The sequence below is a fragment of the Rhodohalobacter sulfatireducens genome (assembly GCF_022012475.1).
GTDB classification, from domain to species: domain Bacteria; phylum Bacteroidota; class Rhodothermia; order Balneolales; family Balneolaceae; genus Rhodohalobacter; species Rhodohalobacter sulfatireducens.
Genome location: NZ_JAKLWS010000022.1, coordinates 13785 through 38715, shown reverse-complemented (window position 1 = coordinate 38715; position 24931 = coordinate 13785). Strand labels below are relative to the sequence as shown.

Genomic DNA, 24931 nt, shown 5'->3' with positions numbered 1-24931 from the left:
GATCATGTGTAAAAATTGCAGCTACTTTTCTATATCCTATTTTCTGCTGACCCTTTTCCTGCTGGCTGGTTGTTCTCCTTCAAATAATCGTAACGCAGATTCAGTTGAGGAAGTAATAAACCATATCGAATCTCAATTTGCACCCGATAGTCGAACCGTACTTTTCGATGTTCATGCAAAAGATGGAAACGGCGGATTGCTGCTTTCGGGAGAAACCTCTTCAGTTGATGCAAAAAATGCACTTATAGACTCACTTTCTTCCCGTCAAATAGATGTTACGGATAGTATCTCTGTTCTGCCTGCTCAGCATTTGAACGGTAAAGTATTTGGCGTTATTAACAATTCAGTTGCCAATTTACGGTCTGAACCCTCTCATCCCTCACAACTGGCTACGCAAGCTACACTCGGAATGCCGGTAAAAGTGCTTAAAAGGGACGGTGACTGGTATTACATTCAAACTCCAGACGATTATCTTTCCTGGGTGGATCATGGTGGAATCCAAGTAATGGACAAGCAGAGTTTTGAGCGATGGAGTTCCTCTCCCAAAATTATTTATCTACAACTCAATGGGTCTGCGTATCAAGAACCTTCAATCTCTTCTCTTGAAATATCCGATTTGGTAGGGGGCAGTATTCTTGCGAGCCGGGGCAAGGTTGATAATTTTTATCAGGTTCAATATCCGGATGGACGTATCGCCTACGTTCCTGAGGCTGATGCCCGGCCTTTCGATGAATGGAAAGCCTCTGTAGAAGCTACAGAAGATAATCTGGTACAAACTGCAAAGCAGATGATTGGACGGCCTTACCTGTGGGGAGGCACATCCTCCAAGGGCATGGATTGCAGCGGGTTCACCAAAACGATTTTCTTTATGAATGGATGGGTTATTCCGCGGGATGCATCTCAGCAAGTTCATGCAGGCGAAGTGATCGACACCTCCGACGGTTTTGACAATCTCCGCCCCGGAGACCTTCTTTTCTTTGGAACACCGGCTACCGATTCTTCATCCAGAAGGGTTGTTCATGTAGGAATGTGGATTGGTAACGACGAATTCATTCACTCCTCGGGACGTGTTCATATAAGCAGCGTGAATCCTCAGTCCGAAAATTTTGATGAATTTAATTTAAACCGTTTTCTCGAAGCCAGGCGTTACCTGGACAACCAACAGGGTAACACCAGAAGAGTAGCTGATTTGTACTCATCCAATCAGTAAACCTAAAATTGGAATAGTCTTCTTACAAGCATATTAAAGTAATGCAACCGTGATTTGAAGACGATTTAAGTCACACGAACATTGGATAAGTAAGAATGTGGAGAACCGGTTCAAGATTAACTGAATGCATCTGAGAATACCTGCCTCCCCAATGCACACATTTCTCAAGACAGAAGGCTTACAATCAATCAATTCTGAAGTGGCGGGCTTCTTTCTGCAGTGGCGATGATAGCCACAGGATGGGATGCTGCCCCAAATTCACATGCACACGGTTTCCCAAATAACGAAAACTGGACGGTTTACCGGGAGGGTTTACATAAGACGTCCAAAAAATCTCGGCAATATTTAAGCCTCGAGAATATTATTATAGTATTAAAGAGCAGCTGTGAAAAATCATAACAATGAACCGTGCAACCGATGAACAATCAAGAAAAGATTACCTACATAGAGCTTCCTGCAATTGATATTCCTGCAACAAAAAAATTTTTTGAAGAGGTGTTTAACTGGACCTTCAGCGATTATGGTGATGAGTACACCGCTTTTTCCGAAGAACGGCTTGAAGGCGGATTCTATCAATCAGACAAAAAATCTTCAACTGAGAATGGAGCTACCTTGATTATTTTTTACAGTGATGATCTTGAAGCATCCGAAAGAAAGATTAGAAAAGCGGGCGGCAGGATCATCAAACCAATCTTCTCATTCCCGGGCGGTCGCCGCTTCCATTTTACTGAACCAAGCGGAAATGAACTGTCAGTTTGGTCTGATAAATAAAAATCAGTCAACTTTTAGTGATCTGAGAGTACTTGTGAGAGCATGCTTTTTATGATTTCAATTGAATCGTAAATCAAAATCTATAATTCGATGTCTCCCAAAGAGAAAATAGAAGAAACCATTCAAAAATTCTTTCACTCTATGGATGTTCAGGATTTCGAACTGATGAAAGAGGTAACCGCTCAAAAGGAGGATGTGGTGCACATCGGGACAGATTCGGAGGAGATCTGGCGAGGATGGAGTGAGCTCAATAAAGCTACGAAAGAGCAATTCGAAAACCTCAAATTTTACAAAAGCAACATTCGAGAACTGTCTATACACATATCTGACTCTGGCAGCGTAGCCTGGTATTCGCACCTGCTGGATGCAAAAATTAAATCCGACACAACCGTTCAAACCTGGAAGGGCGCAAGGTTTACCGGAGTACTTGAAAATATAGACCGACAGTGGCAGATTGTGCAGACGCACGTTTCGATTCCGGAATCATATCATACCAAAACTTAAAAAAGATAAAAAAACCTTCCGCCATGCATATTGAACATCTTGCTATTTGGACCAAAGATCTTGAAAGATTGAGAGAGTTTTATGAAACATATTTTGATGCTACATCAAATTCGCTGTACGTCAATGAAAAGAAACAATTCCGGTCTTATTTCTTAACGTTTGATGATTCCGGTGCACGTCTTGAACTGATGCAGCGGCCTGATATTGAATCTCCCCAAAACTACGATGGAACGGAACTGTTTGGATATGCCCACCTGGCCATCTCTGTTGGCTCAGAGGATGCTGTCGAGCGACTGACTGTGCGATTAAAAAATGATGGCTACCCGGTCTTGGATGGACCTCGCCGAACAGGTGACGGATACTACGAAAGTGTGGTGGCAGATCCTGATGGAAATCGAATTGAAATCACTATTTGATTTTCATCGATTAAAAGCACCTGATTAACTACTGCATAATTCTGAAATAGTGTAGATAGTTTTTACCTGAATTATTCATTCACTCTCTTTGGTAAATGGTCTTAAAATGACAAAATTTGCTTCAGAAAAATCTCATAAAAATACCGTTAAGATATTTAAAAACAGTATTTTAACTCATTTGCAAGTCAAAAAAGATTAAACTATTATAATCTTTATAAAATTTTTCGTATTCATACAAGTCACAGGCTGAACCTGTATTTTAAAAAACCTTTTTTTGGTAGATCAAAGCTTTAAAACATTGTCTAGCACAAAAAAATCAAACCATCTCTTAAAAATGATTGCATCCCGGAGTGTTCAAAAATCTTTTAGGATCGAATTGTATGCAGTTCTGTTTTGCTGTATGCTCACGGGTTGTTATCAATCGGAATCAGGACAACACGAAGAGCTCCAGGAAGTTGCGATTGGTGTTACCTCTACCTACCAGGGGGAAGCCGCTACGTATATCGCCAAGGAACGGGGTTTTTTTGAACTGAATGGTTTGAACGTAACATTAAAAGAGAATCCATCCGGTAAAATTTCCATGAGGGATCTGATTGACGGAGTTGTTCAGATTGCTCATGTTGCGGAAACTCCGGTTATATACTCCATTATGGATACAAGCTACTTTAAAGGTTCAGGCCACCCTCCTTTCCAGATTTTTGCCGATAAAATTTACTCTCACGACATCCAGAAAATTATTGGACGAAGAGATCATGGAATCACTGAAGCCGAAGATATTGTCGGTAAAAAAGTGGCTATTTATCAGGGAACCCAGCTCGATTATTTTTTCGATTCGTTTTTGCTGGAACACCAGATCTTGAATAGTGAAATAGAGATAGTGAATATGAGTCCCGAAAAACAGATCGAAGCGATTAAAAATGGTGAGATCGATGTCTCGGTAACTTGGGAGCCTTATTCATCCTATATTCAAAAAGAACTTGGTGAGAATGCTGTTCATATTGATACCGATCTAACATATTCAACTCTCTGGCTCTCGGTAGCACTTAATTCATATGCCAGTTCCCATCCCGATATACTTGCTGCATATCTTGAGTCAATTAAAATGGCCCAGGATTATATCCGTGAAAATCCTTCCGATGCTCAAGAAATTTTAGCCAGGAAAACCAACGTTCCCCTGGATGTGATCGAATCACTCTGGACGGAGATCGATTTTGAGTTGTCCCTGAGTGAACGAATGTTAACACTACTTGAAGATCAGGCTCGCTGGATGATCCGCAATGACCTTGCGGATACCACCATTCAAAACATGGAAGAGCTGATAAATTTTGGCCCGATGGAGCAAGTTCATCCAATCGGAATTACAGTAGTAAGATGAAAATAAAAACACGCCTGAATATCGTTACGATTCTGTCGATTGGCTCCGTAATTGGGCTCTATCTCTACCTCTGGTTTTCTACGTTCCAGGTGGATCAGCATTTTGAACAAATTGACCAGATTAGTGATTTTACAAACACCGTTTCGGAACTGAACCTGGTGATTGAAAACTACCTGGAGTATCGTGAACAGCGCCATCTTGAGAGTTGGAACGCTCTTTTTAATCGTCTTACAGAATATGAAGAAAATATTGAGGATCTGTCTGAAACGAACGTTATCGGCAACTCACTTTCTTCTATCGAAAGTGCTTTTGAGCTGATCGAAAAAATCAGGGGAAATCCTGATGCCTACCCCGATATCATTGATCGTTATCGTCTTCTTGATCGAGCTACTTCAAGAATACGCTCTGATATCCAGATGCTGCTGACGATATCGAATAATATTGCTACAAACCGCAGGCAGACAATCCGTGAAATTCAGGTGAGCCAGCAGATCAATTTTTTGATGATCATGATCCCCGTGGTTTCTTTCCTCGGGTACCTGTTGTATCAACTTCGCTCCAGGATTCAAAGCTCTCTCAATATTTTGCTTGAGGGAACACAAGAGATCGCGAAAGGAAACCTGGATTTGAGAATTGAAGTGGAGGGTAACGACGAACATAAAACGTTGGCTGAAAATTTTAATTTAATGACCCGGCGACTGCAAGAGCAGATTAATAAAGAACGGGATGCGCGCGAAAAAGCAGAAGAAAATCAGAAACGCTGGGAGGGGCTTGTTGAACAGGATCCCAACCTGGTCATGATTCATATCGATGGTGATATTCAGTTTATCAATCCGGCCGGTGCACAAATGATGGGAGCTACCAGTCCCGATGAAGTCGTTGGTAAATCAGCAGATAATTTTTTCCTCGAAACAGAACATCAAAGAAGGCGTGAAGCAAGTATTACACGAAATGGTAAGGATGAATATTCTCCTACCATTCGGAAAGTTTACGGACTGGATATGAATGAGAGATTTGTTCAGATTGAGTCTGTCCCCATAAAATATTTCGGACGTGAGGCTACCCAAACCGTTGGCCTGGATATTACGGAACACATTCATCACGAACGTGAATTGAAAAAGTCGATTGAGGAAAAAACAATTCTGCTGCAGGAAGTTCATCATCGCGTAAAAAACAACCTTGCAGTAACCTCTGGCCTGTTGTACATGCAGAGAGTATCGACGGATAATCCCGAGATCACAAGCCTGCTTGGCGAGAGTGAACGCCGCATTAAAACCATGACGCTGATTCATGAACTTCTGTACAGCTCGACAGACCTCTCCTCCATCCCGATTGATGAATATATCCTGAATCTTGTTGGGTTGATTCAAAAGTCACTCGACCCAAATGAAAACATCCGGGTAAATACCAATGCTGACTCATTTTCTATCAATGTAACACAGGCCGTGCCATGCGCACTGATTCTTAATGAGTTGATCTCTAACTCGTATAAGCATGCTTTTAAACATGGCGAAACCGGGACGATCGATATCAAAATCACCCAAAATAACGATAATGTTGAGTTTACCGTCCGCGATAACGGAGCTGGAATTCCGGAGGAGATACTCAATGATGAGAAAAATACCTCACTTGGCCTCACCATTGTAAAAACATTAATCCGACAAGTTGAAGGTACATTCGATATCAGGAATAATGACGGAACCATTGCAAAAATTAAATTCAAGAAAGAGGCGAACGCTAAAACAACTTCTAATAGTCTTTAAGAGAGTGAATACTATAAAATGAGCTGATTCAGCTGTTGGCTTTTTCCAGTTTTTTTATCAATTCTTCGGTATCATCAATCAAATAAACAGGTGTTCTATGTCTTTTGATAAAGGTTTAGCCCAGCGTATTCGAGAGTATTTACAGGATTACCCCGATTTGGAAGAGAAAAAGATGTTCGGCGGACTTTGTTTTATGATCTCTCGACATATGTGCTGCGGAATTATTGAGGATAAGCTTATGGCGAGAGTAGGGCCGGAACAGTATGAAAGTCTGCTGGAAAGAGACCACACATTAAAAATGGATTTTACCGGTAAACCGATGAAGGGAATGATATTTGAGGAATCGCAAGGTTTAAATACGGATGAAAAACTGAAGAAATGGCTCGATTTCTGCATAGAATTTATCAACACACTGCCCCCAAAAAAATAATCATTGGAAATATTGATATGATTCAACTGTATGATTCCTCTATCTTAAAAAATCCACAATAAGCTGATAATGAAACACCTGCCTGATGAATACTTCATTGAACAATAAATCCTCAGTTGAAGAAATTCGCAAACGCTTTGATCACGACGTTGAACGATTTTCAAACCTGGAAACAGGCCAGCAGGCTACTGTTGATGCACCGCTTACCATGGAACTCATCACACAGGCAGCCGCCAGCAACAACCCAGATGCTAATAATATTTTGGATATTGGCTGTGGTGCCGGGAATAATACCCTGAAGCTTCTTGAGCAGCTGCCCGACCTGAACTGCGACCTGATTGATTTGAGTCAGCCCATGCTGGATCGTGCTGAAGCACGAGTTAAGGCAGAAAGCCTTGGCCGAATCCGGACACTGCAAGATGATTTTAGGAAAGCTGATCTGCCGTCTGAACATTATGATATCGTAATTGCAGCGGCCGTATTGCATCATCTTCGGGATGATGAAGATTGGGACATGGCATTTCAAAAAATATTCGATGTGACTGCACCGGGTGGCAGCGTCTGGATTACCGATTTAGTTACGCATGAAGTGGAGGTTATCGACCAGATGATGTGGAGCCGTTATGGTGATTATCTTGAAACCATTGGCAGCGCTGAGTATCGAAAAGAAGTTTTTGCTTATATCGAAAAAGAAGATTCACCACGTCCTGTAACCTACCAGCTCGATCTACTCAAAAAGTCGGGATTCGAAAGGGTTGAGATCCTGCATAAAAATTCATGTTTTGCGGCGTTTGGGGCAATTAAAGCCGGGAGTTAAATGCTATGGAATTTGTCTTTTTAGCGGATCATCCCGGTGCCCTCTCCATAGTTGCTGAATGGTACTATCAACAATGGGGTAAAGAGCATGGAATGACTTCCGTAAAAAAATCCGAAGAGATCTTAACCGAGTTCCTCAATCGGGATCAACTTCCTTTTATTCTACTTGCCAGGGAAAATGATGAGATTTTGGGAGCCGTTCAGTTGAAATATTACGAAATGGATATCTACCCAAACAAGGAGCACTGGCTGGGTGGTGTTTTTGTACCAGAAAAGCATCGAGGCAGAAAAATCGCCAGGAAACTTGTGAAGTATGCAACTGAATTTGCTGAATCAAAAGGAGTGGACATTTTGTACCTTCAAACCGAGAAATTAGATGGCGGGCTCTATAAACACCTGGGCTGGAAACCGATCGAAACTGTTAGCTACAGGGGAAAGAAGGTTCTTGTAATGAAGAAGAAGTTGTAAGCTGATCAACTATAGATTGGAGTGTGCACCTTTTATATTTTCAGGAAACCTCAGGTTGATACCGAAACCGGTTTTAGGTAGTTGAAGAAACTGGTAATCTGCTGAAAGTTGACTCAAAGAGGTTTTAATGATAGTGATTCCCAAAGATGATGACTGCTGCATTTCAACATAGTCTACACCTTTTCCATTGTCTTTGTACTCAATCTCAATAAATCCATCTGATTGATTCACATCAAGAGAAATTTCAGGTCCGTTCATTCCATTAAATGCATGCTTGTAAGAATTGGTAATCAGTTCATTCAGTAAGAGCCCGAGAGGTATCGCCTGGTTAATATTCATTCGTAATCCAGAGATATTCTTATTTATTTTTACAGGATTCTTTTGTGAATCAAATGTACTTTTTAATCTGTGTACAAGCTGATTGAGATATTCAGAAAAACTGATATCAGAAAAATTGTCGGTCTGGTAGAGTAACTCATGAACGCCGGATATGGAATAGATCCGGTTCTTGGTTTCAAACAAGTTCGATTTTGTAGTCTCATCCTCAACATCGGCATTTTGTAATTCAATAAGCCCAACGATGATGGCAAGATTGTTTTTAACACGGTGGTGAATCTCAGACAGCAAAATATCTTTCTCTTCGAGTGTTTTTTTGAGCTTTGCCTCGTACTCTTTCTCTTTGGTGATATCTTCAAAAACAACTAGCATCTGCTCATCCGAACCAACGATACTGCTGACATAAACCCGAAATGTTCTTTTAGTGCCATCTTTTCGCTTCCTGGTTACTTCCCTGTTTGATACCCCACCATTCATTTTTATCTCATCCATCAGGCCCTTGTAACTTTCCTCAAACTCATCGGTAACCTGGGGTAAAAAATTGCCGAGCACCTCTTCCTGTTTCCAGCCCAGCATCTCCTCAGCGGCGGGATTCCAAAAATCTGTTACATAACCTTCTCCATCAATCACATAAATTCCTACCGGAGCGGATTCAATCAACGCCCTTTGTTTTTGGTTAGCCAATTTTGAAGTTCGCTCTGCCTGCGCCGACTTTTGAGTGAGGTAAAAACTAATCGCCAGGAAAAGCCCCAATATGATCGTTAAGACCAATACAATATCATTGTAAACAGTAGAATTTACCACCCCAAACAGAATGTTTGGCACCATTGTAACTGTCCAAATACTTTGGTTTGCATCTCCAATTTCAATTCGGTGAGTTGTCATCATATCACGAAATGATTCGGTACCCTCAGAGCTACCAAATTTATAAAAAACGGTTCCACTACCATCTGCTATCTGAATGTTGTATTCGTCTAGCCCATGCAGTACCTGGTCAAACCGGGAGGTGAAATCCATACCCGCTGTTATTGTTCCATAAAACTCCCCATTGATATACACGGGTTCATCTACCAGGAATGAATATTTACCCTGAACCAGTTCGACCCAATGGGTCATATTAAAGCTTGAATCGCGGCGAGCCCGCTGCCAATCTGATTTTCTGTATTCAAGCTGTGAGATATCAAGGCCTACCGCCTCCTCATTTCCTTCATACGGTTGAATGCGTTGAATAACCATTGTACTGTCGATCCACTCCATAAAGCTGAGTGTATTAGACGATTCAATAATCCTGGCGGCATCCTGCTCCCAATATTGGAAATAGTTACCATTGGTAAGCTCAAGACGGTGTTTTAAATTTTCCAGCCGGTCAACATTCTCAGTTAAAATCACACGAAACTGTTGGACCAGAAGCTGTCCCGTATCTTCAACTTTACCGGATAGTGATTCTTCCCATCTTTGCTGGTTATATCCCCAAATGCTAATAGCTATAACGCTGAGCACCAACGCAATTCCAAAAGATATAAGGATTCGATATTTCTCAAGAAAAACCAATTTCAGGAATTAAACCCCTTATTTCAGATCATTCTGTATAAAATATTCCATGTAAGGTGGGCTTATTAAATAGAAACTATATTTGTAAAGTTATTTTTGACAAATCTTAAATACCTCTTTAACGCAAAAAAAACAAGTCTTTCCCGATACCATCTACATTAAAAATTCTGTTGATAAAACTAACCTACTGAACAAACTTGCCTTTCTTCCGACGTTTCATAAATTGGTGCTTACCTGAGTAAACCTTACACGACTAATTAAACAAACCATGGATCGCAGAGAAACCCTGAAAACAATCCTTTTAGGATCAGTTTCTATTCCCTTTTTAAGCAAAATACCTCGAATAAATTCAACCGATAATTTAAAGCCCCTTCTGAGTGAGGAAACCATGATGGTAAGTGAATGGGATCAGTGGCCTGACATGGAGTGGACAGGACCTGGTTTCTGGGGCAACCGGTTGCAGGATTGGCAGCTGAGAGATGGCAAAGCACGTTGCTCGGTTACTGCCCCCAATCGGACTCTGCACTCTCTCACGCACCAGGTAAACGGAGAATCAAGAAATCTGCAGCTCTCTGTAAATCTCGAATTGTTGAGTGAAACCCTTTCAGCCGAAGACAAAATTGGATTTCGTATCGGGGCCAAAGCAGCTGATGATCCTGTACCTGTGACGTTTGAGGATTATCGCCGCGATGCCATTTTTGGTGAAGGAATTGAAGCAGGTGTTCAGGCCGATGGGTACCTGTTCATTGGTAATCAAAAAAGTGACTCTTCAATCAGTCTCCAAAACCCGATAAAACTAACAATCTCCGCTGAACGAGAAGGAAATAACTGCCATCTTGAACTTACTGCTATTAACTCCGGTGATGGAACTTTTTTAGATAAGATCAACGTCTCTGATGTCGATCCTCAATCATTGAATGGCAATATTGCCCTGCTTTCTCACTTTCAATCAGACCCGACCTCGGCGGATTCTCCATCCGTTCTGTTTTCTAATTGGATGATATCCGGAGAGAACCTGAATCATGATTCAAACCAAACCTTCGGTCCCATCTGTTTTTCGCAATATACCCTGAACCGGGGTACGCTGAAAATGACGACTCAATTGGCACCGGTTGAATCGATTGAGAATCACTCTGTAGAATTACAGATTCAGCAAAACGGTGTATGGCAAACGTTACAAACCACTTTAATCGATCCCCTTTCGCGAACTGCTCATTTCAGGCAGGAATACTGGGATTCTGATGAAGATATCACTTACAGAATCCGACTTGAACTACCCCTGAAGAATGATACCCGGGAATATTTCTATAAGGGAACAATCGCTGCTGAACCGCTCAACTCAGACGAACTGAAAACCGCTGTATTTAGCTGTAACAGTCATTACGGTTTTCCCAACCAGGAGGTGGTTGAAAACGTTAAAAAGCATCACCCGGATTTGGCCGTTTTCCTGGGAGATCAGCTCTATGAAAGCCATGGTGGTTTTGGAATTCAGAACAGTCCCGTTGAAAAAGCCGCCCTGGACTGGCTTCGAAAATGGTATATGTTTGGTTGGTCGTACCGTGAAATTTTCCGGGATATTCCATCAGCGTTTATTCCCGATGATCATGACGTTTACCACGGAAATATTTGGGGACAAAGCGGAAAAGACGCACCCGTTGACGAAGGCTGGGGGTATGCGGCACAGGACCAAGGTGGCTACAAAATGCCGCCCGAGTGGGTGAATATGGTACAGCGGGCTCAAACCAGCAATCTGCCCGATCCATATGATCCAAGCCCTGTCGGTCAAGACATTAGCGTCTATTATACCGATTGGACCTATGGAGGCGTCAGTTTTGCCATTTTGGAAGATCGAAAATTTAAAACAGCTCCCAAGAATATTTTGCCCGCTGAGGCTAAAGTGATGAACGGTTTTATCCAAAACCGTGATTTCGATATTAAGCAATATTACAACATTGAGGCCGATCTGCTTGGTGAACGCCAGCATACTTTTTTAGACCATTGGGCGGCTGACTGGAGTCACGCTGCACAGATGAAAGCCGTCTTTTCTCAAACAAACTTTTGCACAGTTGCTACACTCCCTGAAGGCAGTATTATTGATCAAATTGTGCCAAGTCTCCCAATCCCAATGAAGGGCGAATATGTTACGGGTGATGCCCCAACGGTAGATATGGACTCAAATGGCTGGCCGCAAAAAGGCCGTGATGAAGCACTGAAGAGGATTCGAAAAGGATTTGCACTGCACATCGCAGGCGACCAGCACCTGGCAAGTACTGTGCATTACGGGGTAGATGAACACGGCGATTCCGGTTTTGCTTTTGCAGGTCCTGCGCTCAACAATATCTGGCCAAGAAGATGGTGGCCTAATGTTCAAACAGATCATAAATCCCTGCCAGGCCGGCAAAAAAACACCGGGGATTTTGAAGATGGATTTGGCAATAAAATGACAGTATACGCAGTCGGAAATCCTGTACAGACCAACCGGGAACCCGGACTTATTTACGACAGGGCAACAGGGTATGGAATGGTAATTTTTGATAAAAAAGATAGAACAATGAGGATTGAGTGCTGGCCCCGCTATGTCGATCCCGAAATGAACCCGGAGGGTCAGTTCGACGGATGGCCGATCACTATCAAACAAAGTGAAAATTATGGACGAAAGGCTGCTGCTCATTTACCTGAACTTCAAATTAATGGGCTAATGAATCCGGTTGTGCAGGTTTACAATGAACGTGATGAAGATTTGGAATACGCAATTCGGATTGCCGGAAACCGGTTCACCCCTAAGGTTTATCAGAAAGAAACGACGTACCGGGTACGTATTGGAGATCCTGACAGGGAATTATGGAAAGAGTTCAACCAGGTATCTCCCGATGACAGCACTCCGCTGGTTTGTAATTTCTAACAAATAAAAACTCATTCGTTAAGTACTTGTAATCGGCCGACAAACTAATCAATTCTGATTGATATAATACCGATATATTAATCTGCAGAATGTCTGAATTAGCTATTTGAACTCATTTCATGGGTAAGTAATAGTGATTGGCATGACTCCAGAAACAAACATATGTGTTAGAATACTTTATAGATGAGTTCTGAATATGCAGTAATTTTTTTGGCGTGGGGCGACCGGTATATAAAGGAGGTAGAAAACTGTATAAAGAACAGTGCTCCAATTCACAGACATGATACTATTCTTATTACCGACCCGACCACGGCTATCAATGAGAGTGATAATCTATTTTCAAAAGTCATCAGAACAGAATTTAAAAATGACGGACTGCTTCGAAAAACTGAATTAATCCATCATATACCGGAAGGGTACAAGGCTTATCTTTTTTTGGACACTGATATTACCGTACTTGAAAATATTGATCTTGGTTTTGAAAAAGCTGAGAAATTCTCTATAGCTATGGTCCCCTCCCCTTTTTACAGCCTGAATGATTTCTGGGACTTTTCGGAGATTATGAAAAAAGAAAGGATTCCGAACAAAGGACAATTGCAGTACAACAGCGGAGTTATCTTTTTCACATTGAATCACAAAGTTGTGGAAGTATTTAATAGATGGTATGAACTTGGCAGGAAGCACAAGTATCACAATGACCAACCGCTGCTTTCGATGGCAATGGAACAGTTGGGGCTTAATCCTTACACTCTTTCTCCCTCATTTAATTACAGGGGACGTGGAGAACTAATAAGTGGAAAAGTTTTCCTGTGGCATTCCCATTTACCGTATCCCAAAAACATAAATGAATTTAATTCTGCCTGGCCTCCCAGAAGAGTTATAAGAGGACGGTTAGAAGAGTTTGCAGATTCTGCAAGTGTAAAAAGAATCTTAGCAACAAGATTAAAACTGTTCTTTAAGAAGGTGACCTCTTTTACGAAACGGTAAATTTCTGATCCTGTCAATTAGGAGCAAAACTATTCATGATCCAAAAGAAGCTGTATAAAAAAATCCCTTGTTCTGAGTTCACTGGTTTAAAATTTTTTTGACTCAGTACTGGCGCAAGTTTGTAACTTTTGCCATTTATAATCACTCCCTCAGCGCAGGAATCTCCTGAAAGCCATTGGTGATTAAAATCCAACTAAAGACCATAACGGTCAGTTATGTCCACACGACAGCACGGTTCGGGACAGGCTTAAATTGACGATCTTCAATAAATTTGTATCGAACTGACGTTAATCTTATCAATTAGGAGCAAAACTATTCGTGATCCAAAAGGAGCTGTATTAAAAAATCCCTTGTTCAGAGTTCACTGTTTTAAAATTTTTTTGACTGTTCACTCATTAGTTTACGTTATAATTAAATAGAGGATTGAATATATATTCAAATTACATATCTGAATCTTGTGCTATTTTTCAAATATCAAAGACAAAATAATCGAGGTTTTTTCGGGTTAAGATAAAATCATGTATCTATTCTTAAATTACCTGTTTGTCATTTTTCACGGGAGCCTCACTCTCTTTAACATCTTCGGGTGGGCCTGGAAACGAACTCGTCGAATTCATCTCTATACCATCAGCCTGACAATTTTTAGCTGGGTGGGCCTTGGGCTTATCTACGGTTGGGGATACTGCCCTTGCACCGACTGGCACTGGGATGTTAAGCGACAGTTGGGAGAACGAAACCTGCCCACATCTTACATCAAGTATTATGCGGATTATCTCACAGGGATGAATTGGGATCCATTTGTAATTGATATGGGAACCGCCGCTGTGGGCATTTCAGCATTTCTACTCTCTGTATGGTTTAACTGGCAGGATTGGCGTGAAAAGAGTTAATATTCACTCTCAAACGGCTAATAAAATAAATAAGCCATTCATTTTGACCGCACTTGTTAGTAAACAGCAGTTTTAAGCTTGCAGTTTTTAAATATCCAGTGACTCAGACAACTCTTTGAGATAGCGGTTGAAGTGATAAAGACAAAGAGCGATATTAGTTTAATTATTTGTAAATAAAGTAAACTTCACGAACTGATATTGGTTCAATTGATTTATAGGAAGCTTCATGTATAAGAATAAAAAAGAGTTTGTAGAAGATTTTAGCTTGAAAATCGAGGAGTTCGGCCATCCCCGAATCTATGGACAAATTCTTGGTTGGCTTTTAATCTGTGAACCACCTCACCAATCTTTTTCCGATCTGACTGAGAACCTGGGGATCAGTAAAGCTTCTGTAAGTAACACCACCCGTATGTTACTGGAACGCCAACTGATTGAGAAAGTACGCTTAGAAGGTGAACGGCAAATCTATTTTAAATTAAAAAAAGGTTCACTCATTGAATTTATGGAGAAACAGCTCCAACTTACTCTCGACCTGGAGTCTATCACAGCAAAAGGACTTAAATTCGCAAAAGAGGAAAAAAATATTGAGACAGATCGATTACAAAAAGCAAACGATTTTCATCAGTTTTTAGCCGAACAAACCAAAGGCTTGATTGAGAATTACAAGAAAGAAAGCAACCTTTGATTCACAGCTCGCACAAAAAGTGACTCTCCGTTCAAAATTTTTCGGAACTAGAACTTCTGTTTTGTAGATCCTGTTCCGTTGCCATACTATTGTAAACGCTTTTCTAACCTTTAAGCCAACTTTCAGCACTCCGCCCACCCGTCAAAATCTCCATTTAATGGGGAGAAATAAATGAAACGCTCCTCTGTTTATTTTGTTTACTAATTACTAAACTTAATGAAATTATTATACTGATCATCAGTCAGTTAATGACTGAGAGTTATTTTTTATGGGAAAAACCGAACGGAAAGAACGAGAACGGAAGCGGCGTAAGGATCGCATTTTGAATGCCGCGATCTCTCTTATCGAAGAGAAGGGGTTTGAAAAAACGACCATGGAAGAGATTGCCGAACGAGCGGAATTTAGCAAGGGAACGCTTTACCTCTATTACAATGATAAGTCTTCGCTTTTCCAAGCCATTAAAAAACGGGCTCTAAAATATTTGCACGATCAATTCCTGCAAATTCTACAGAAAGACCTACCCGGCGCAAAATTAGTTCACGAAATGATGATCACCTTTCTGGATTTGATACATGAAAACGCCACATTCACCAAAGCTATGATGCTCTACGGCAAAAAAAGTGAACAGGAGGTTGAAGCGACCGATGGAACCATTCAAGAAGATTGCATTCAGCTTGAAAATGAACTGCTGATGTTAATTGTGCGCTCTCTGCAAATAGGAGTCCAGGACGGGAGTATCAATACTAAATTAGACCCGAAGCTGCTTGCCCTACAGATCGGTTTTCAAATGAACGGTATGATTCAGTTTTGTCTAACAGGTTCTAACAAAAAAGGACTTCAAATTCTGGATGAAAAAAATATGGATCTACCCGATTTGATGGAACAGTTCTTACAAACTCAATTCAGCCAGGCCGGTTAACCCATAATTCAATGATTTTTATTGATGAAACAGCCGAAAATTATAAATCAAACTTTCTGATCTTTATGAATCATCGTTTTTTCTATCCTTTGAAATTATGTGGGATACTTATTCTGATAATCGGTTTTCCTCTCTCCTCTCCTGCAGAGGCTCAACCCGCCCGGCAGGTGGACGATACACTCAGCCAAACCCTGAATTTGAAACAAGCTATCCAAATTGCGCTGGCGAATAATACGCAGATGAAGCGCGCCCTGCTCTCCATTCGGGATGCTGATGAACAGGTCAGAATTGCATGGAGTAATGTAATGCCCGATATAGCTGCATCTGCAAATTACACCCGTAACCTGGAAGTACCCGTGAATTTTATTCCGGCCGTAATTTTTAACCCTGATGCAGACCAGGATGAATTGGTTCCGGTTGCCTTTGGTACAGACAACAACTGGCAGGGCGGGTTCTCCGTATCCCAAACCATTTTCAGCGGTCAAGCTTTTGTGGGCATTAGCAGTTCAGAGGTATACAAGGCGGCTCAATCGGAAAGTCTACGTGCGACCTCTCAGGGAATTGTTACTCAAACCCGCGTTACTTATCACCAGGTTCTCATCGCCAAAGAGCAGGTAAAACTGATACAGGCACAAATTCAAAGGATCCGAGAAACTCTTGAAGATACTAGAATACGATTTGAAGAGGGATTTGTGGATGATTATGCAGTTCTGCAGCTCGAAGTGCAGCTTGGGAATTTGAAGCCGCAACTTACAACAGCCCAATTTGCAATTGATACAGCAAAACGTGAACTGCTTGATATTTTGGGACTCCCACTCCATCTCCCGATTGATGTCGAGGGCAATTTGAGCAATCTCAATATTTATTCATCCTCCGCTGAATCACCCGAAAACAGATCACTGAAAAAGATTGATAAAAGCGTCCCGATTCAGCTTGAGAAAGATTCCCTGATCATCAACCAGGCTTTTGACCTGAGAGGCGATTTACGGGTGCTCGATGTTCAACAGCAACTCCAGGACCGCCAGTTGAAGGCTCAGCAAAGCCAGTATCTGCCTTCATTGTCGGCTAATTATAATTTACAGTGGACTGCATCACAGCCCGGAACTCCACAATTTTTTGGAACCGAAGATCAGCGGGCACGATCACAAACTATTATGCTGAATCTTCAAATCCCCATCTTCCAGGGATTCAGCCGAGATGCCAACATCCAGAGGACAAAAATCCAGTTGAAGGATCTTGAACTTCAGGAAAATCAAACCCGGCGGACGGCTCAGAAAGAGATTCTCTCAGCTCAACAATCCATAGAGCAAGCTTTTGAAACTTTAGAAGCCCAGAAAAAAGTACTGGAGCAGGCCCGACGCGGGTATGAGCGCGCGGAAGCCCGGTATCAAAACGGAGTGGGAACACAGCAGGAATTAACCGACGCCGATCTACAGCTTCGTCAAGCAGAAAACAGTTACGCGCAGACCGTATTCAGCTATCTGAATGCCAAGGCTCAGTACGACCAGGCACTCGGGCTGGTACCTTTTGTAGGACAGCAAGTCAACGACATTCAAAATAAGATAGAACTCAACTAACATGTACCTCTTAAAAATGAAACCTCAAATCTCGATAATTGCACTGTTTTTATTGATTTCGGCCTGTGGAAATGGAGCCGAAAATGGAAACGGCGATAACGAAAATGCACGTACCACCCCTGTTTATGTACAGGAACTGAAACTTTCAGAGTTCAGGCACTATGTAAATGTTCAGGGCGATGTAGAATCGGATAAAACCATCATGATCACCCCAAAAACCACGGCTACAGTCGAGGAGATCCTTGTTCGCGCCGGTGATGATGTGCAAAAAGGTGACATTTTAGCCCGGCTTGATGGAGAAATTACCCGCAGCCAGATACAGGAAGTGGAGACACAACTTGAACTTGCTGAAACATTGTACAAACGGCAGCAGAATTTGAGGGAGCAAAACATCGGCTCAGAAGTTGAATTTCTCCAGGCCAAAACACAGTACGAATCCGCTAGAAACCAGTTAAATACACTTACGGAGCAATATGAAAACTACACCATCCGGGCTACAATTTCGGGAACAGTGGATCGGGTTGACCTGAAAGTAGGTGAAATGGCAAGCCCTACAATAGCCGCGTTTCAGTTGACAAATACGGATGCTCTCAAAGTAACTGCCCAGGTTTCCGAAGCTTACATCACACGAATAGAACAAACCGACAGTGTTGAAATTACTTTTCCAAGCCTCGATGAAACAATACGGAAACAGTTAGACGTGGTGAGTAAGGCCATTAACCCATCAAACCGAACATTTGGCCTGGAAATTTACATTTCGAATGAAAGTGGCACTATTCGCCCCAATATGATGGCGCGAGTCAGCATAAACGACATCACACTTAACAATCAAATTGTAGTGCCGGTCAATTCCGTACAGATTGCTAATAACCTAAGCTATGTTTTTGTAGCTGAAAACACAGAAAGTGGATGGGTAGCCAGAAACAGGGAGGTAACCCGGGGGTACAATTACGGAAACAACCTGGTGATTGAAGAGGGATTAAATGACGGTGAACTGCTGGTGACGGGTGGGTATGCAAATCTATCCGACGGAGCAGCAATCTCCATCCAGGAAAATTAATTGAATTGAAGCGAGAAACAGGTTATGGATTTCAAAGAATTTAAAATTTCGAGTCTTGCGATTAACAACCGTACGACAGTTTATTTGCTGACGGTTTTAATTACGATGATCGGGATATTTTCATATATCACTCTTCCGAAGGAATCTTTCCCGGAAGTTGAAATACCGGTTTTTAATGTTGTAACCATCTATGCGGGCGCCTCTCCGGCCGATGTAGAAAATGTTATTACCCGTCCCATAGAACAGGAGATACAGGGTATAGACGGAATTGATGTAATAAGCAGTGTTTCTAAACAGGCTACATCCATCATAACCGTTGAATTCTTAACAAGTAAAGATAAACTGGTTGCACAACAGGAGGTGAACGATGCTGTTGAAACAGCCCGGTCAGAGCTGCCGACTCAACTGACCCAAGAGCCACAGGTAAACGACTTTAATCTCGACGACCAGCCGATTCTGAACATCAACCTTTCGGGGAATTTCGATTTGGTTGAACTCAAGAAATTTGCCGATGAAATTCAGGATCGAATCGAAAGCCTTTCTGATGTAAATGAAGCTGAAATTGTGGGAGCCCTGGAGCGAGAGATCCAGGTAAACGTCGACCTGCAGAAGATGCAGGCAACAGGTATTACCTTTAACGACATACGATCAGCCGTGCAGAGCAAGAACATGACAATTTCTGCCGGACAGCTGGACATCGGCACCATGGAACGCTCGGTACGAATTGACGGCGAAATTGAAGAGGCGGAAGACCTGAATAATCTCATCATACAAAACAACCTTGGAGATGAAGTTTATCTGAAAGATATCGCCGAAATCAGAGATGATTTTGCCGACCGCGAAAGTTATGCAAGCCTGAATGGCGAGCCGGTGATAACTATAAATGTGAAGAAGAAAAGCGGCGGCAATCTGATTGAGACGTCCGAAGCAAGTTTAGCTATTGTGGAAAACTTGCAGGAGACCCAATTTCCCGAAAACCTAAATATTACCATTACGGGAGATCGTTCTCAGGATACCCGTGACAGCGTATCGAACCTTTTCAATACTGTAATTCTCGGGTTCTTTTTTGTGGTACTGGTCCTAATGTTCATCATGGGTGTGCAAAACGCCATATTTGTTGGGCTTGCCATACCTCTCTCCTCATTGATAGCATTTGCCGTGATGCCTCCTATTGACTTTTCCATCAATATTGTAGTGCTGTTTGCGCTCATTTTAGGACTTGGTATTGTGGTTGATAACGCCATTGTAATCGTAGAAAATATTTACCGGCATGTAACCCAGAGCAATTTAAATAAGATTGATGCAGCCAAAAAAGCCGCCGGTGAAATAGCTTTGCCCGTTATAACCGGAACACTCACCACGATAGCTCCTTTCGTACCTCTTCTCTTTTGGACTGGTATTATCGGTCGTTTTATGATCTACCTGCCGGTGACGTTAATCCTGACACTTATCGCTTCTTTGCTGGTGGCTTTGATCATGAATCCTGTATTTGCTGTCTCATTTATGAGTGAGGAGGGAGATCACGTCACTGAAAAGAATCACCAGGATAACCGTTTTCTGTGGATAGCTACTGCAGTTGTAGCAGTTTTGGGAATCATCTTTTACCTGACAGGCGGTATGTTTGTGGCCAATCTGCTGATATTCATCTACCTGCTTTGGATTCTTGAACGATTTGTACTAAAACCGTTAATTCGAAAATTTAATGAATCAACGCTTCCCAAAATTCAGCAAGTCTACCACGACACTATTGAGTGGATTTTGGTTGGAAAACGTCCCTGGTTTACACTGGGAGCAACAGTCGTGTTCCTGGTATTCAGTATCTATCTGCTGGGTGTAGTTTCACCCAAAGTGGTGTTTTTTCCCGAAAGCGACCCCAACTTCGCATATGTCTACAATGAAATGCCGTCTGGTACCGATCTGGACGAGACTAATAATGTTACAAAAATGTTGGAAGATCGGGTATATGAGGTTATCGGCAGGGATAACCCGGCTGTAAAATCTGTTATTTCTAACGTAGCTATTGGCGCAAATCCCCCGAATAGTATCGATCCCACTCCATCACCCAATAAAAGCAAAGTATCAGTTGAATTTGTGGATTACCAGTATCGTAATGGTATATCAACGCAGCAGATTCTGAACGATATCCGTGACAATGTGCAGGATATTCCCGGTACAACTGTAACCGTCGAGCAAGAGCAAAATGGTCCCCCTACCGGCAAACCAATCAATATCGAAATTACCGGGGAGGAGTTTGATCAATTAATTACTATTTCGGACCGCCTCAGGAATTTTATTGAAAATCAGGATATAGAGGGAATTGAGGAGCTTCGGTCTGACCTCCAGGTAAACAATCCGGAAATTATTGTTGATATCAATAATGAGAAGGCAAATAGCTATGGAATAAGCAATGTCCAGGTGGGCAGCACCCTTCGAACGGCGTTGCTTGGTGAGCCGATATCAACATTCCGGGAGGATGAGGATGAATATGACGTAACTCTTCGTTTGATGGAAAGAGATCGCTCAAACATCACAGATCTGATGAATATGACCGTAGCCACACCAACAGGGAATATACCCATCTCTGCCGTAGCTACCCCAAGATTAAGTAACAGTTATGGCGCTATCAACAGGATTGATCTCGAACGTGTTGCCACATTATCATCAAATGTACTCTCCGGGTACAATGCCAATGAAATTAACAGTCAGATTCGAACTGCCATGCAAAATTTTGAGGTTCCGCAGGGATATGAAATTTCGCTTACAGGAGAGCAGGAAGAACAAGCCGAAACCGGACAGTTCCTGATGGTGGCACTCGTAGCAGCCATCGCGCTGATATTTCTTGTCTTAGTTGCCCAGTTCAACTCAATCGGAAAGCCGCTCATAATTATGTCGCAGGTTGTATTCAGTCTGATCGGGGTATTTATTGGCTTCGCCACTTTTGGAATGGATATTTCAGTTGTTTTAACCGGTATGGGGATCATCGCGGTAGCCGGAATTGTGGTGAAGAACGGGATTATCCTGATCGACTATATAGACATTTTACGGAGTGAAGGTAAATCATTGAAACATGCAGTGATCGAAGGAGGTGCCATTCGTTTAAACCCGGTATTGCTTACTGCAGCCTCCACGATTCTTGGTTTGATTCCGCTCGCTATTGGACTGAATATCGACTTTTACGGGATGTTTGCCAGTTTTGAACCAAACATCTACTTCGGAGGTGACAACGCCGACTTCTGGGGTCCCCTGGCATGGACGATTATCTACGGTCTTGGATTTGCCACATTCCTCACTCTCTTTCTCGTACCATCTATGTACTACATCGGTGTAAATACAAAAGTATGGGTCAAAGAAAAATTCATGAACATCTGATACAAAATTAAAAAAACTATTCCCATGAGGTAGATAGAGGGCATCTTGAGTAACTCAAATCCCATCGAGTTATGAGAGGTGCCCTTTTTATTTTTAAGACCCACCCTAATCCCTCCGTATTGGGCAACTTTATTCTGAACTAACCGCATTTATCTCTTCCTTCATCAAATCAGCAAACATTTTATACGATTTAAATCTCTCATATTTGTCGTAGATATAGGAAGCTATCATCAGCTCCTTGGCACCTGTCATTTCAATAAAACCTTTTACCTCTGCTTTCACTGTAGCCGGACTTCCGATAAATGAATATCGAAGCATCTGTTCTACCGCCATCTTCTGGTGAATACTCCATACAGTATTCATATCGTCCACAGGTGGAGGCATCGGTTTTCGCTCACCGGTTACAACGCCCATCATCATCTGTTTCATAGAAGTAGATAAATATTCCGCCTGCTCATCTGTATCAGCTAAAATGATATTTACACAAGGCATCACAAAAGGTTCGTCAAGTTGTTTTGACGGCTCAAACTGCTCACGATAAATTCGAAGTGCCGGAACCATTTGTTGTGGAGCAAAATGACTGGCAAAAACATAGGGCAACCCTAATTTCGCAGCGAGGTGGGCGCTGTCTGTACTTGACCCTAAAATCCAAATTGGAACCTCCGTCCCCTCTCCCGGAATAGCGCGGACTTTATTTCTGCTATTGTCAGATGAAAAATAGTTTTGCAAACGTTTTATGTTTTCTGGAAATTTCTGCACTTGCCGCATCCTATCTTCGCGAATAGCATTAGCTGTAACCTGATCGGTTCCGGGTGCTCGCCCCAATCCTAAATCAATCCGGTTGGGATAGATCGTAGCCAGTGTGCCAAACTGCTCGGCAATTACTAAAGGAGAATGGTTTGGCAACATCACCCCACCTGAACCAACTCGAATTGTTTTCGTTGCCTCCGCTACATAACCCAACAAAATGGATGTTGCCGAACTGGCAATATTTTCCATGTTGTGATGTTCAGCCATCCAAAACCGTGTATATCCCAATTTTTCTATATGAACGGCTAATTCCCGGCTGGTTTGGATAGCCTCTCGAATGGAATCGCCTTCAGTTACAACAGCAAGATCTAAAACGGAATACGGAATATGAATCATAATAAAATTCTAACCAATCATTTGTATCTTCATTCAACGCCTCAAACAAAGATTGAAATTTTATAGTGCCTTTTTCATCCATTTTCTTATTAAGAAACATTTGAAATTCATTGTGCTTCAAATGAATAGCTTCTCGAAAAAGGACTAATAATATTCGTTTTTTAAATATAAAATCCAGTGAAAAGTAAACGAATTGCCATACTACTCCACGAGAATGATGAAAAGCCTATGCTGAAATCATCTCTCATTTCTAAAATGGCCATTTGTTGGGAAAATGACGGTCATGAGGTGTTCTACCTTTACGGAACAGATCAATTTGTTCCCGCCGATCTAATTTTTATGCATATAGATCATACCGTCGTTCCGGATTCTTATTTCGAATTTGCTCAACAGTATCCACGAGTCATTAATGGAGATGTTAAAGATATCCGTAAATCCACCTTGAATAATGATCTACTTCATTTAACTAAAGATTGGGACGGACCGGTGATTGTAAAATCGGATTATAATTGTGCAGGAATTCCGGAACGCTTAAGAAACGGGGCTTTGGGTAAGATCGAAAAGAAAATGCTAAGCATGTTCAATTCCCTGAATGTTGACCTGCACCATCCCAAGTTCAGATCATCTCTGGATTATCAAGTCTTTGATCATCTCGAGGATGTACCAAAAATCCTATTCTATTATCCCAGTGTTGTTGTTCAGAAATTTATACCGGAAATGGAGAATGAGCAATACTGTGTTCGAACAGTCAGTTTCCTCGGAGATAATATGACCCCCAAACGATTGAAAGGTCCTAACCCGATTGTAAAAGGGGAAACAGCGTCTGCGATAGAGTATGATATTGAAACCCACCCTGAGATCCTTTCAAAAATTAAAGAGCTGAAGTTTGATTATGGAAAATTCGATTATGTAGTAGTGGACGGTAAACCGATACTCCTGGACATCAACAAAACAGTGGGGGTTTCACCGAATCTTGTGTCGAACCATGGTATAGATAAAACGTATCGACATCATGCAGATGGGATTTACCAGTTTCTCTCCTGAGAATTAACTGCAGTCCCACTCTTGAACATAATCCGGAGTTTCTTAAGGATAGGACCCAACTGCTGATTGGGAATACCCGTTGGATTTTTAGACATCGTTTCTGTTTATTATTTCAACAAGTAACAATGGCAGTATCTCTCTTGATGATACTTTCCTCAGTGTTCATTCGCTCAACCTACAGAAATTTTTTATGAAACGACGTGAAGCCCTCAAAACACTTGGTTTGGCTGCGGCCGGGCTTGTCACACTTCCCGCTTGGGCATCAGGATGGACGGCACGTGATGTGGCTATCAAATCCTCTACTTTTAGCTCAACCGAACAGGCACTTTTAGCCTCCGTTGCTGACACCATCATTCCGGCGAAAAATAATGTAGGAGCAATTCCCCAGGAGGTCCACAAATTCCTGGTTCGCCTCTTTGATGAGTGCTACGAAAAGGAGAAACGCGAGAACATTAAACGACAACTGAATGTGATGAATAACCTCGCGATGAAAGATTTTGATTCGTCTTTTATGGATAGCTCTCAACAGCAGCGTGAACAGATTTTACTCTCATTCAGTGAATCGGAGGATGAATCCGAGCAGGAATTTTTCCAGCTCGTAAAAATTGAAACGATTCGTGGATTCCGAACATCAAAAGTTGTGATGCAAGATTACCACGGGTACAGATTGGTTCCGGGTTTTTATAATGGAAATGTAGATGTAGAAGCATAG

Annotated in this window: 21 protein-coding genes; 19 read left to right on the top strand and 2 right to left on the bottom strand. The window is 41.9% G+C overall.

All coding sequences use genetic code 11. From position 1 onward, the window contains the following. The first annotated feature begins 4 nt into the window (after window positions 1-4). The 9 genes from L6773_RS14845 to L6773_RS14805 all read left to right on the top strand — a co-directional run bounded on the left by L6773_RS14845 (window position 5) and on the right by L6773_RS14805 (window position 7753). A complete protein-coding gene (locus L6773_RS14845) occupies window positions 5-1210 on the top strand; it encodes a C40 family peptidase (RefSeq protein ID WP_237855228.1) in 1206 nt (401 codons plus the stop codon). A gap of 417 nt (window positions 1211-1627) precedes the next feature. After that, window positions 1628-1981, top strand: a complete 354-nt coding sequence (locus L6773_RS14840) for a VOC family protein (protein WP_237855227.1) — start codon at window positions 1628-1630, stop codon at window positions 1979-1981. Window positions 1982-2071: 90 nt separating this feature from the next. After that, entirely contained in the window at window positions 2072-2485 is a 414-nt protein-coding gene (locus L6773_RS14835) for a nuclear transport factor 2 family protein (protein WP_237855226.1), read from the top strand. Between the two features lie 23 nt (window positions 2486-2508). Further along, window positions 2509-2901, top strand: coding sequence for a VOC family protein (locus tag L6773_RS14830; protein ID WP_237855225.1), 393 nt, complete (start codon window positions 2509-2511; stop codon window positions 2899-2901). Window positions 2902-3235: 334 nt separating this feature from the next. Continuing rightward, entirely contained in the window at window positions 3236-4276 is a 1041-nt protein-coding gene (locus L6773_RS14825; RefSeq protein ID WP_237855224.1) for an ABC transporter substrate-binding protein, read from the top strand. Next, complete coding sequence (locus L6773_RS14820; RefSeq protein ID WP_237855223.1) at window positions 4273-6039, top strand: sensor histidine kinase; 1767 nt, start codon at window positions 4273-4275, stop codon at window positions 6037-6039. Before L6773_RS14825 ends, L6773_RS14820 begins: the two co-directional genes overlap by 4 nt. Window positions 6040-6136: 97 nt before the next feature. Then, the gene (locus tag L6773_RS14815; RefSeq protein WP_237855222.1) at window positions 6137-6469 is read left to right on the top strand and encodes a TfoX/Sxy family protein; all 333 of its coding nucleotides are present in this window, start codon (window positions 6137-6139) and stop codon (window positions 6467-6469) included. An 85-nt stretch (window positions 6470-6554) separates the two neighbouring features. Beyond that, complete coding sequence (locus L6773_RS14810) at window positions 6555-7286, top strand: class I SAM-dependent methyltransferase (RefSeq protein WP_237855221.1); 732 nt, start codon at window positions 6555-6557, stop codon at window positions 7284-7286. Window positions 7287-7291: 5 nt separating this feature from the next. Then, a complete protein-coding gene (locus L6773_RS14805) occupies window positions 7292-7753 on the top strand; it encodes a GNAT family N-acetyltransferase (protein ID WP_237855220.1) in 462 nt (153 codons plus the stop codon). 9 nt (window positions 7754-7762) lie between these two features. Here the strand turns inward: L6773_RS14805 and L6773_RS14800 are convergent, their stop codons facing one another. Further along, window positions 7763-9589 carry a sensor histidine kinase gene (locus tag L6773_RS14800; RefSeq protein ID WP_237855219.1) on the bottom strand — a complete coding sequence of 609 codons (1827 nt, stop codon included), beginning with the start codon at window positions 9587-9589 and terminating at the stop codon, window positions 7763-7765. Window positions 9590-9908: 319 nt separating this feature from the next. Between L6773_RS14800 and L6773_RS14795 the strand changes: the two genes are divergently transcribed. The 8 genes from L6773_RS14795 (at window position 9909) to L6773_RS14760 (ending at window position 22029) form a co-directional block, all read left to right on the top strand. After that, window positions 9909-12542, top strand: a complete 2634-nt coding sequence (locus L6773_RS14795) for an alkaline phosphatase D family protein (RefSeq protein WP_237855218.1) — start codon at window positions 9909-9911, stop codon at window positions 12540-12542. A 183-nt stretch (window positions 12543-12725) separates the two neighbouring features. Further along, window positions 12726-13529, top strand: a complete 804-nt coding sequence (locus tag L6773_RS14790; RefSeq protein ID WP_237855217.1) for a putative nucleotide-diphospho-sugar transferase — start codon at window positions 12726-12728, stop codon at window positions 13527-13529. A gap of 518 nt (window positions 13530-14047) precedes the next feature. Then, window positions 14048-14419: a DUF2784 domain-containing protein gene (locus tag L6773_RS14785; RefSeq protein ID WP_237855216.1), complete on the top strand. Its 372-nt coding sequence runs from the start codon at window positions 14048-14050 to the stop codon at window positions 14417-14419. Window positions 14420-14645: 226 nt separating this feature from the next. Beyond that, window positions 14646-15104, top strand: a complete 459-nt coding sequence (locus tag L6773_RS14780) for a GbsR/MarR family transcriptional regulator (RefSeq protein WP_237855215.1) — start codon at window positions 14646-14648, stop codon at window positions 15102-15104. 268 nt (window positions 15105-15372) lie between these two features. After that, the gene (locus L6773_RS14775; protein WP_237855214.1) at window positions 15373-16023 is read left to right on the top strand and encodes a TetR/AcrR family transcriptional regulator; all 651 of its coding nucleotides are present in this window, start codon (window positions 15373-15375) and stop codon (window positions 16021-16023) included. Between the two features lie 11 nt (window positions 16024-16034). Continuing rightward, window positions 16035-17600: a TolC family protein gene (locus L6773_RS14770; protein WP_237855213.1), complete on the top strand. Its 1566-nt coding sequence runs from the start codon at window positions 16035-16037 to the stop codon at window positions 17598-17600. 16 nt (window positions 17601-17616) lie between these two features. Then, window positions 17617-18660 (top strand): efflux RND transporter periplasmic adaptor subunit, encoded by a 1044-nt coding sequence (locus L6773_RS14765; RefSeq protein WP_237855212.1) that lies wholly within the window; start codon window positions 17617-17619, stop codon window positions 18658-18660. Between the two features lie 24 nt (window positions 18661-18684). Next, window positions 18685-22029: an efflux RND transporter permease subunit gene (locus L6773_RS14760; protein ID WP_237855211.1), complete on the top strand. Its 3345-nt coding sequence runs from the start codon at window positions 18685-18687 to the stop codon at window positions 22027-22029. A gap of 129 nt (window positions 22030-22158) precedes the next feature. Here L6773_RS14760 and L6773_RS14755 read toward each other — a convergent pair whose 3' ends face one another. After that, window positions 22159-23175, bottom strand: coding sequence for an LLM class flavin-dependent oxidoreductase (locus L6773_RS14755; RefSeq protein ID WP_237855210.1), 1017 nt, complete (start codon window positions 23173-23175; stop codon window positions 22159-22161). Window positions 23176-23352: 177 nt separating this feature from the next. Between L6773_RS14755 and L6773_RS14750 the strand changes: the two genes are divergently transcribed. Next, window positions 23353-24219, top strand: coding sequence for a hypothetical protein (locus L6773_RS14750; protein WP_237855209.1), 867 nt, complete (start codon window positions 23353-23355; stop codon window positions 24217-24219). A gap of 190 nt (window positions 24220-24409) precedes the next feature. After that, on the top strand, window positions 24410-24931 hold the full coding sequence (locus L6773_RS14745; protein ID WP_237855208.1) for a gluconate 2-dehydrogenase subunit 3 family protein: 522 nt from the start codon (window positions 24410-24412) through the stop codon (window positions 24929-24931).

Excerpts from the sequence above, each read along its gene's own strand:
- L6773_RS14845 (WP_237855228.1), top strand. The coding sequence starts at position 5 with ATGTGTAAAAATTGCAGCTACTTTTCTATATCCTATTTTCTGCTGACC.
- L6773_RS14790 (WP_237855217.1), top strand. The coding sequence starts at position 12,726 with ATGAGTTCTGAATATGCAGTAATTTTTTTGGCGTGGGGCGACCGGTAT.
- L6773_RS14825 (WP_237855224.1), top strand. The coding sequence starts at position 3,236 with ATGATTGCATCCCGGAGTGTTCAAAAATCTTTTAGGATCGAATTGTAT.
- L6773_RS14760 (WP_237855211.1), top strand. The coding sequence starts at position 18,685 with ATGGATTTCAAAGAATTTAAAATTTCGAGTCTTGCGATTAACAACCGT.
- L6773_RS14785 (WP_237855216.1), top strand. The coding sequence starts at position 14,048 with ATGTATCTATTCTTAAATTACCTGTTTGTCATTTTTCACGGGAGCCTC.
- L6773_RS14815 (WP_237855222.1), top strand. The coding sequence starts at position 6,137 with ATGTCTTTTGATAAAGGTTTAGCCCAGCGTATTCGAGAGTATTTACAG.
- L6773_RS14830 (WP_237855225.1), top strand. The coding sequence starts at position 2,509 with ATGCATATTGAACATCTTGCTATTTGGACCAAAGATCTTGAAAGATTG.
- L6773_RS14805 (WP_237855220.1), top strand. The coding sequence starts at position 7,292 with ATGGAATTTGTCTTTTTAGCGGATCATCCCGGTGCCCTCTCCATAGTT.
- L6773_RS14835 (WP_237855226.1), top strand. The coding sequence starts at position 2,072 with ATGTCTCCCAAAGAGAAAATAGAAGAAACCATTCAAAAATTCTTTCAC.
- L6773_RS14795 (WP_237855218.1), top strand. The coding sequence starts at position 9,909 with ATGGATCGCAGAGAAACCCTGAAAACAATCCTTTTAGGATCAGTTTCT.
- L6773_RS14810 (WP_237855221.1), top strand. The coding sequence starts at position 6,555 with ATGAATACTTCATTGAACAATAAATCCTCAGTTGAAGAAATTCGCAAA.
- L6773_RS14745 (WP_237855208.1), top strand. The coding sequence starts at position 24,410 with ATGAAACGACGTGAAGCCCTCAAAACACTTGGTTTGGCTGCGGCCGGG.
- L6773_RS14755 (WP_237855210.1), bottom strand. The coding sequence starts at position 23,175 with ATGATTCATATTCCGTATTCCGTTTTAGATCTTGCTGTTGTAACTGAA.
- L6773_RS14765 (WP_237855212.1), top strand. The coding sequence starts at position 17,617 with ATGAAACCTCAAATCTCGATAATTGCACTGTTTTTATTGATTTCGGCC.
- L6773_RS14775 (WP_237855214.1), top strand. The coding sequence starts at position 15,373 with ATGGGAAAAACCGAACGGAAAGAACGAGAACGGAAGCGGCGTAAGGAT.
- L6773_RS14770 (WP_237855213.1), top strand. The coding sequence starts at position 16,035 with ATGATTTTTATTGATGAAACAGCCGAAAATTATAAATCAAACTTTCTG.
- L6773_RS14840 (WP_237855227.1), top strand. The coding sequence starts at position 1,628 with ATGAACAATCAAGAAAAGATTACCTACATAGAGCTTCCTGCAATTGAT.
- L6773_RS14780 (WP_237855215.1), top strand. The coding sequence starts at position 14,646 with ATGTATAAGAATAAAAAAGAGTTTGTAGAAGATTTTAGCTTGAAAATC.
- L6773_RS14820 (WP_237855223.1), top strand. The coding sequence starts at position 4,273 with ATGAAAATAAAAACACGCCTGAATATCGTTACGATTCTGTCGATTGGC.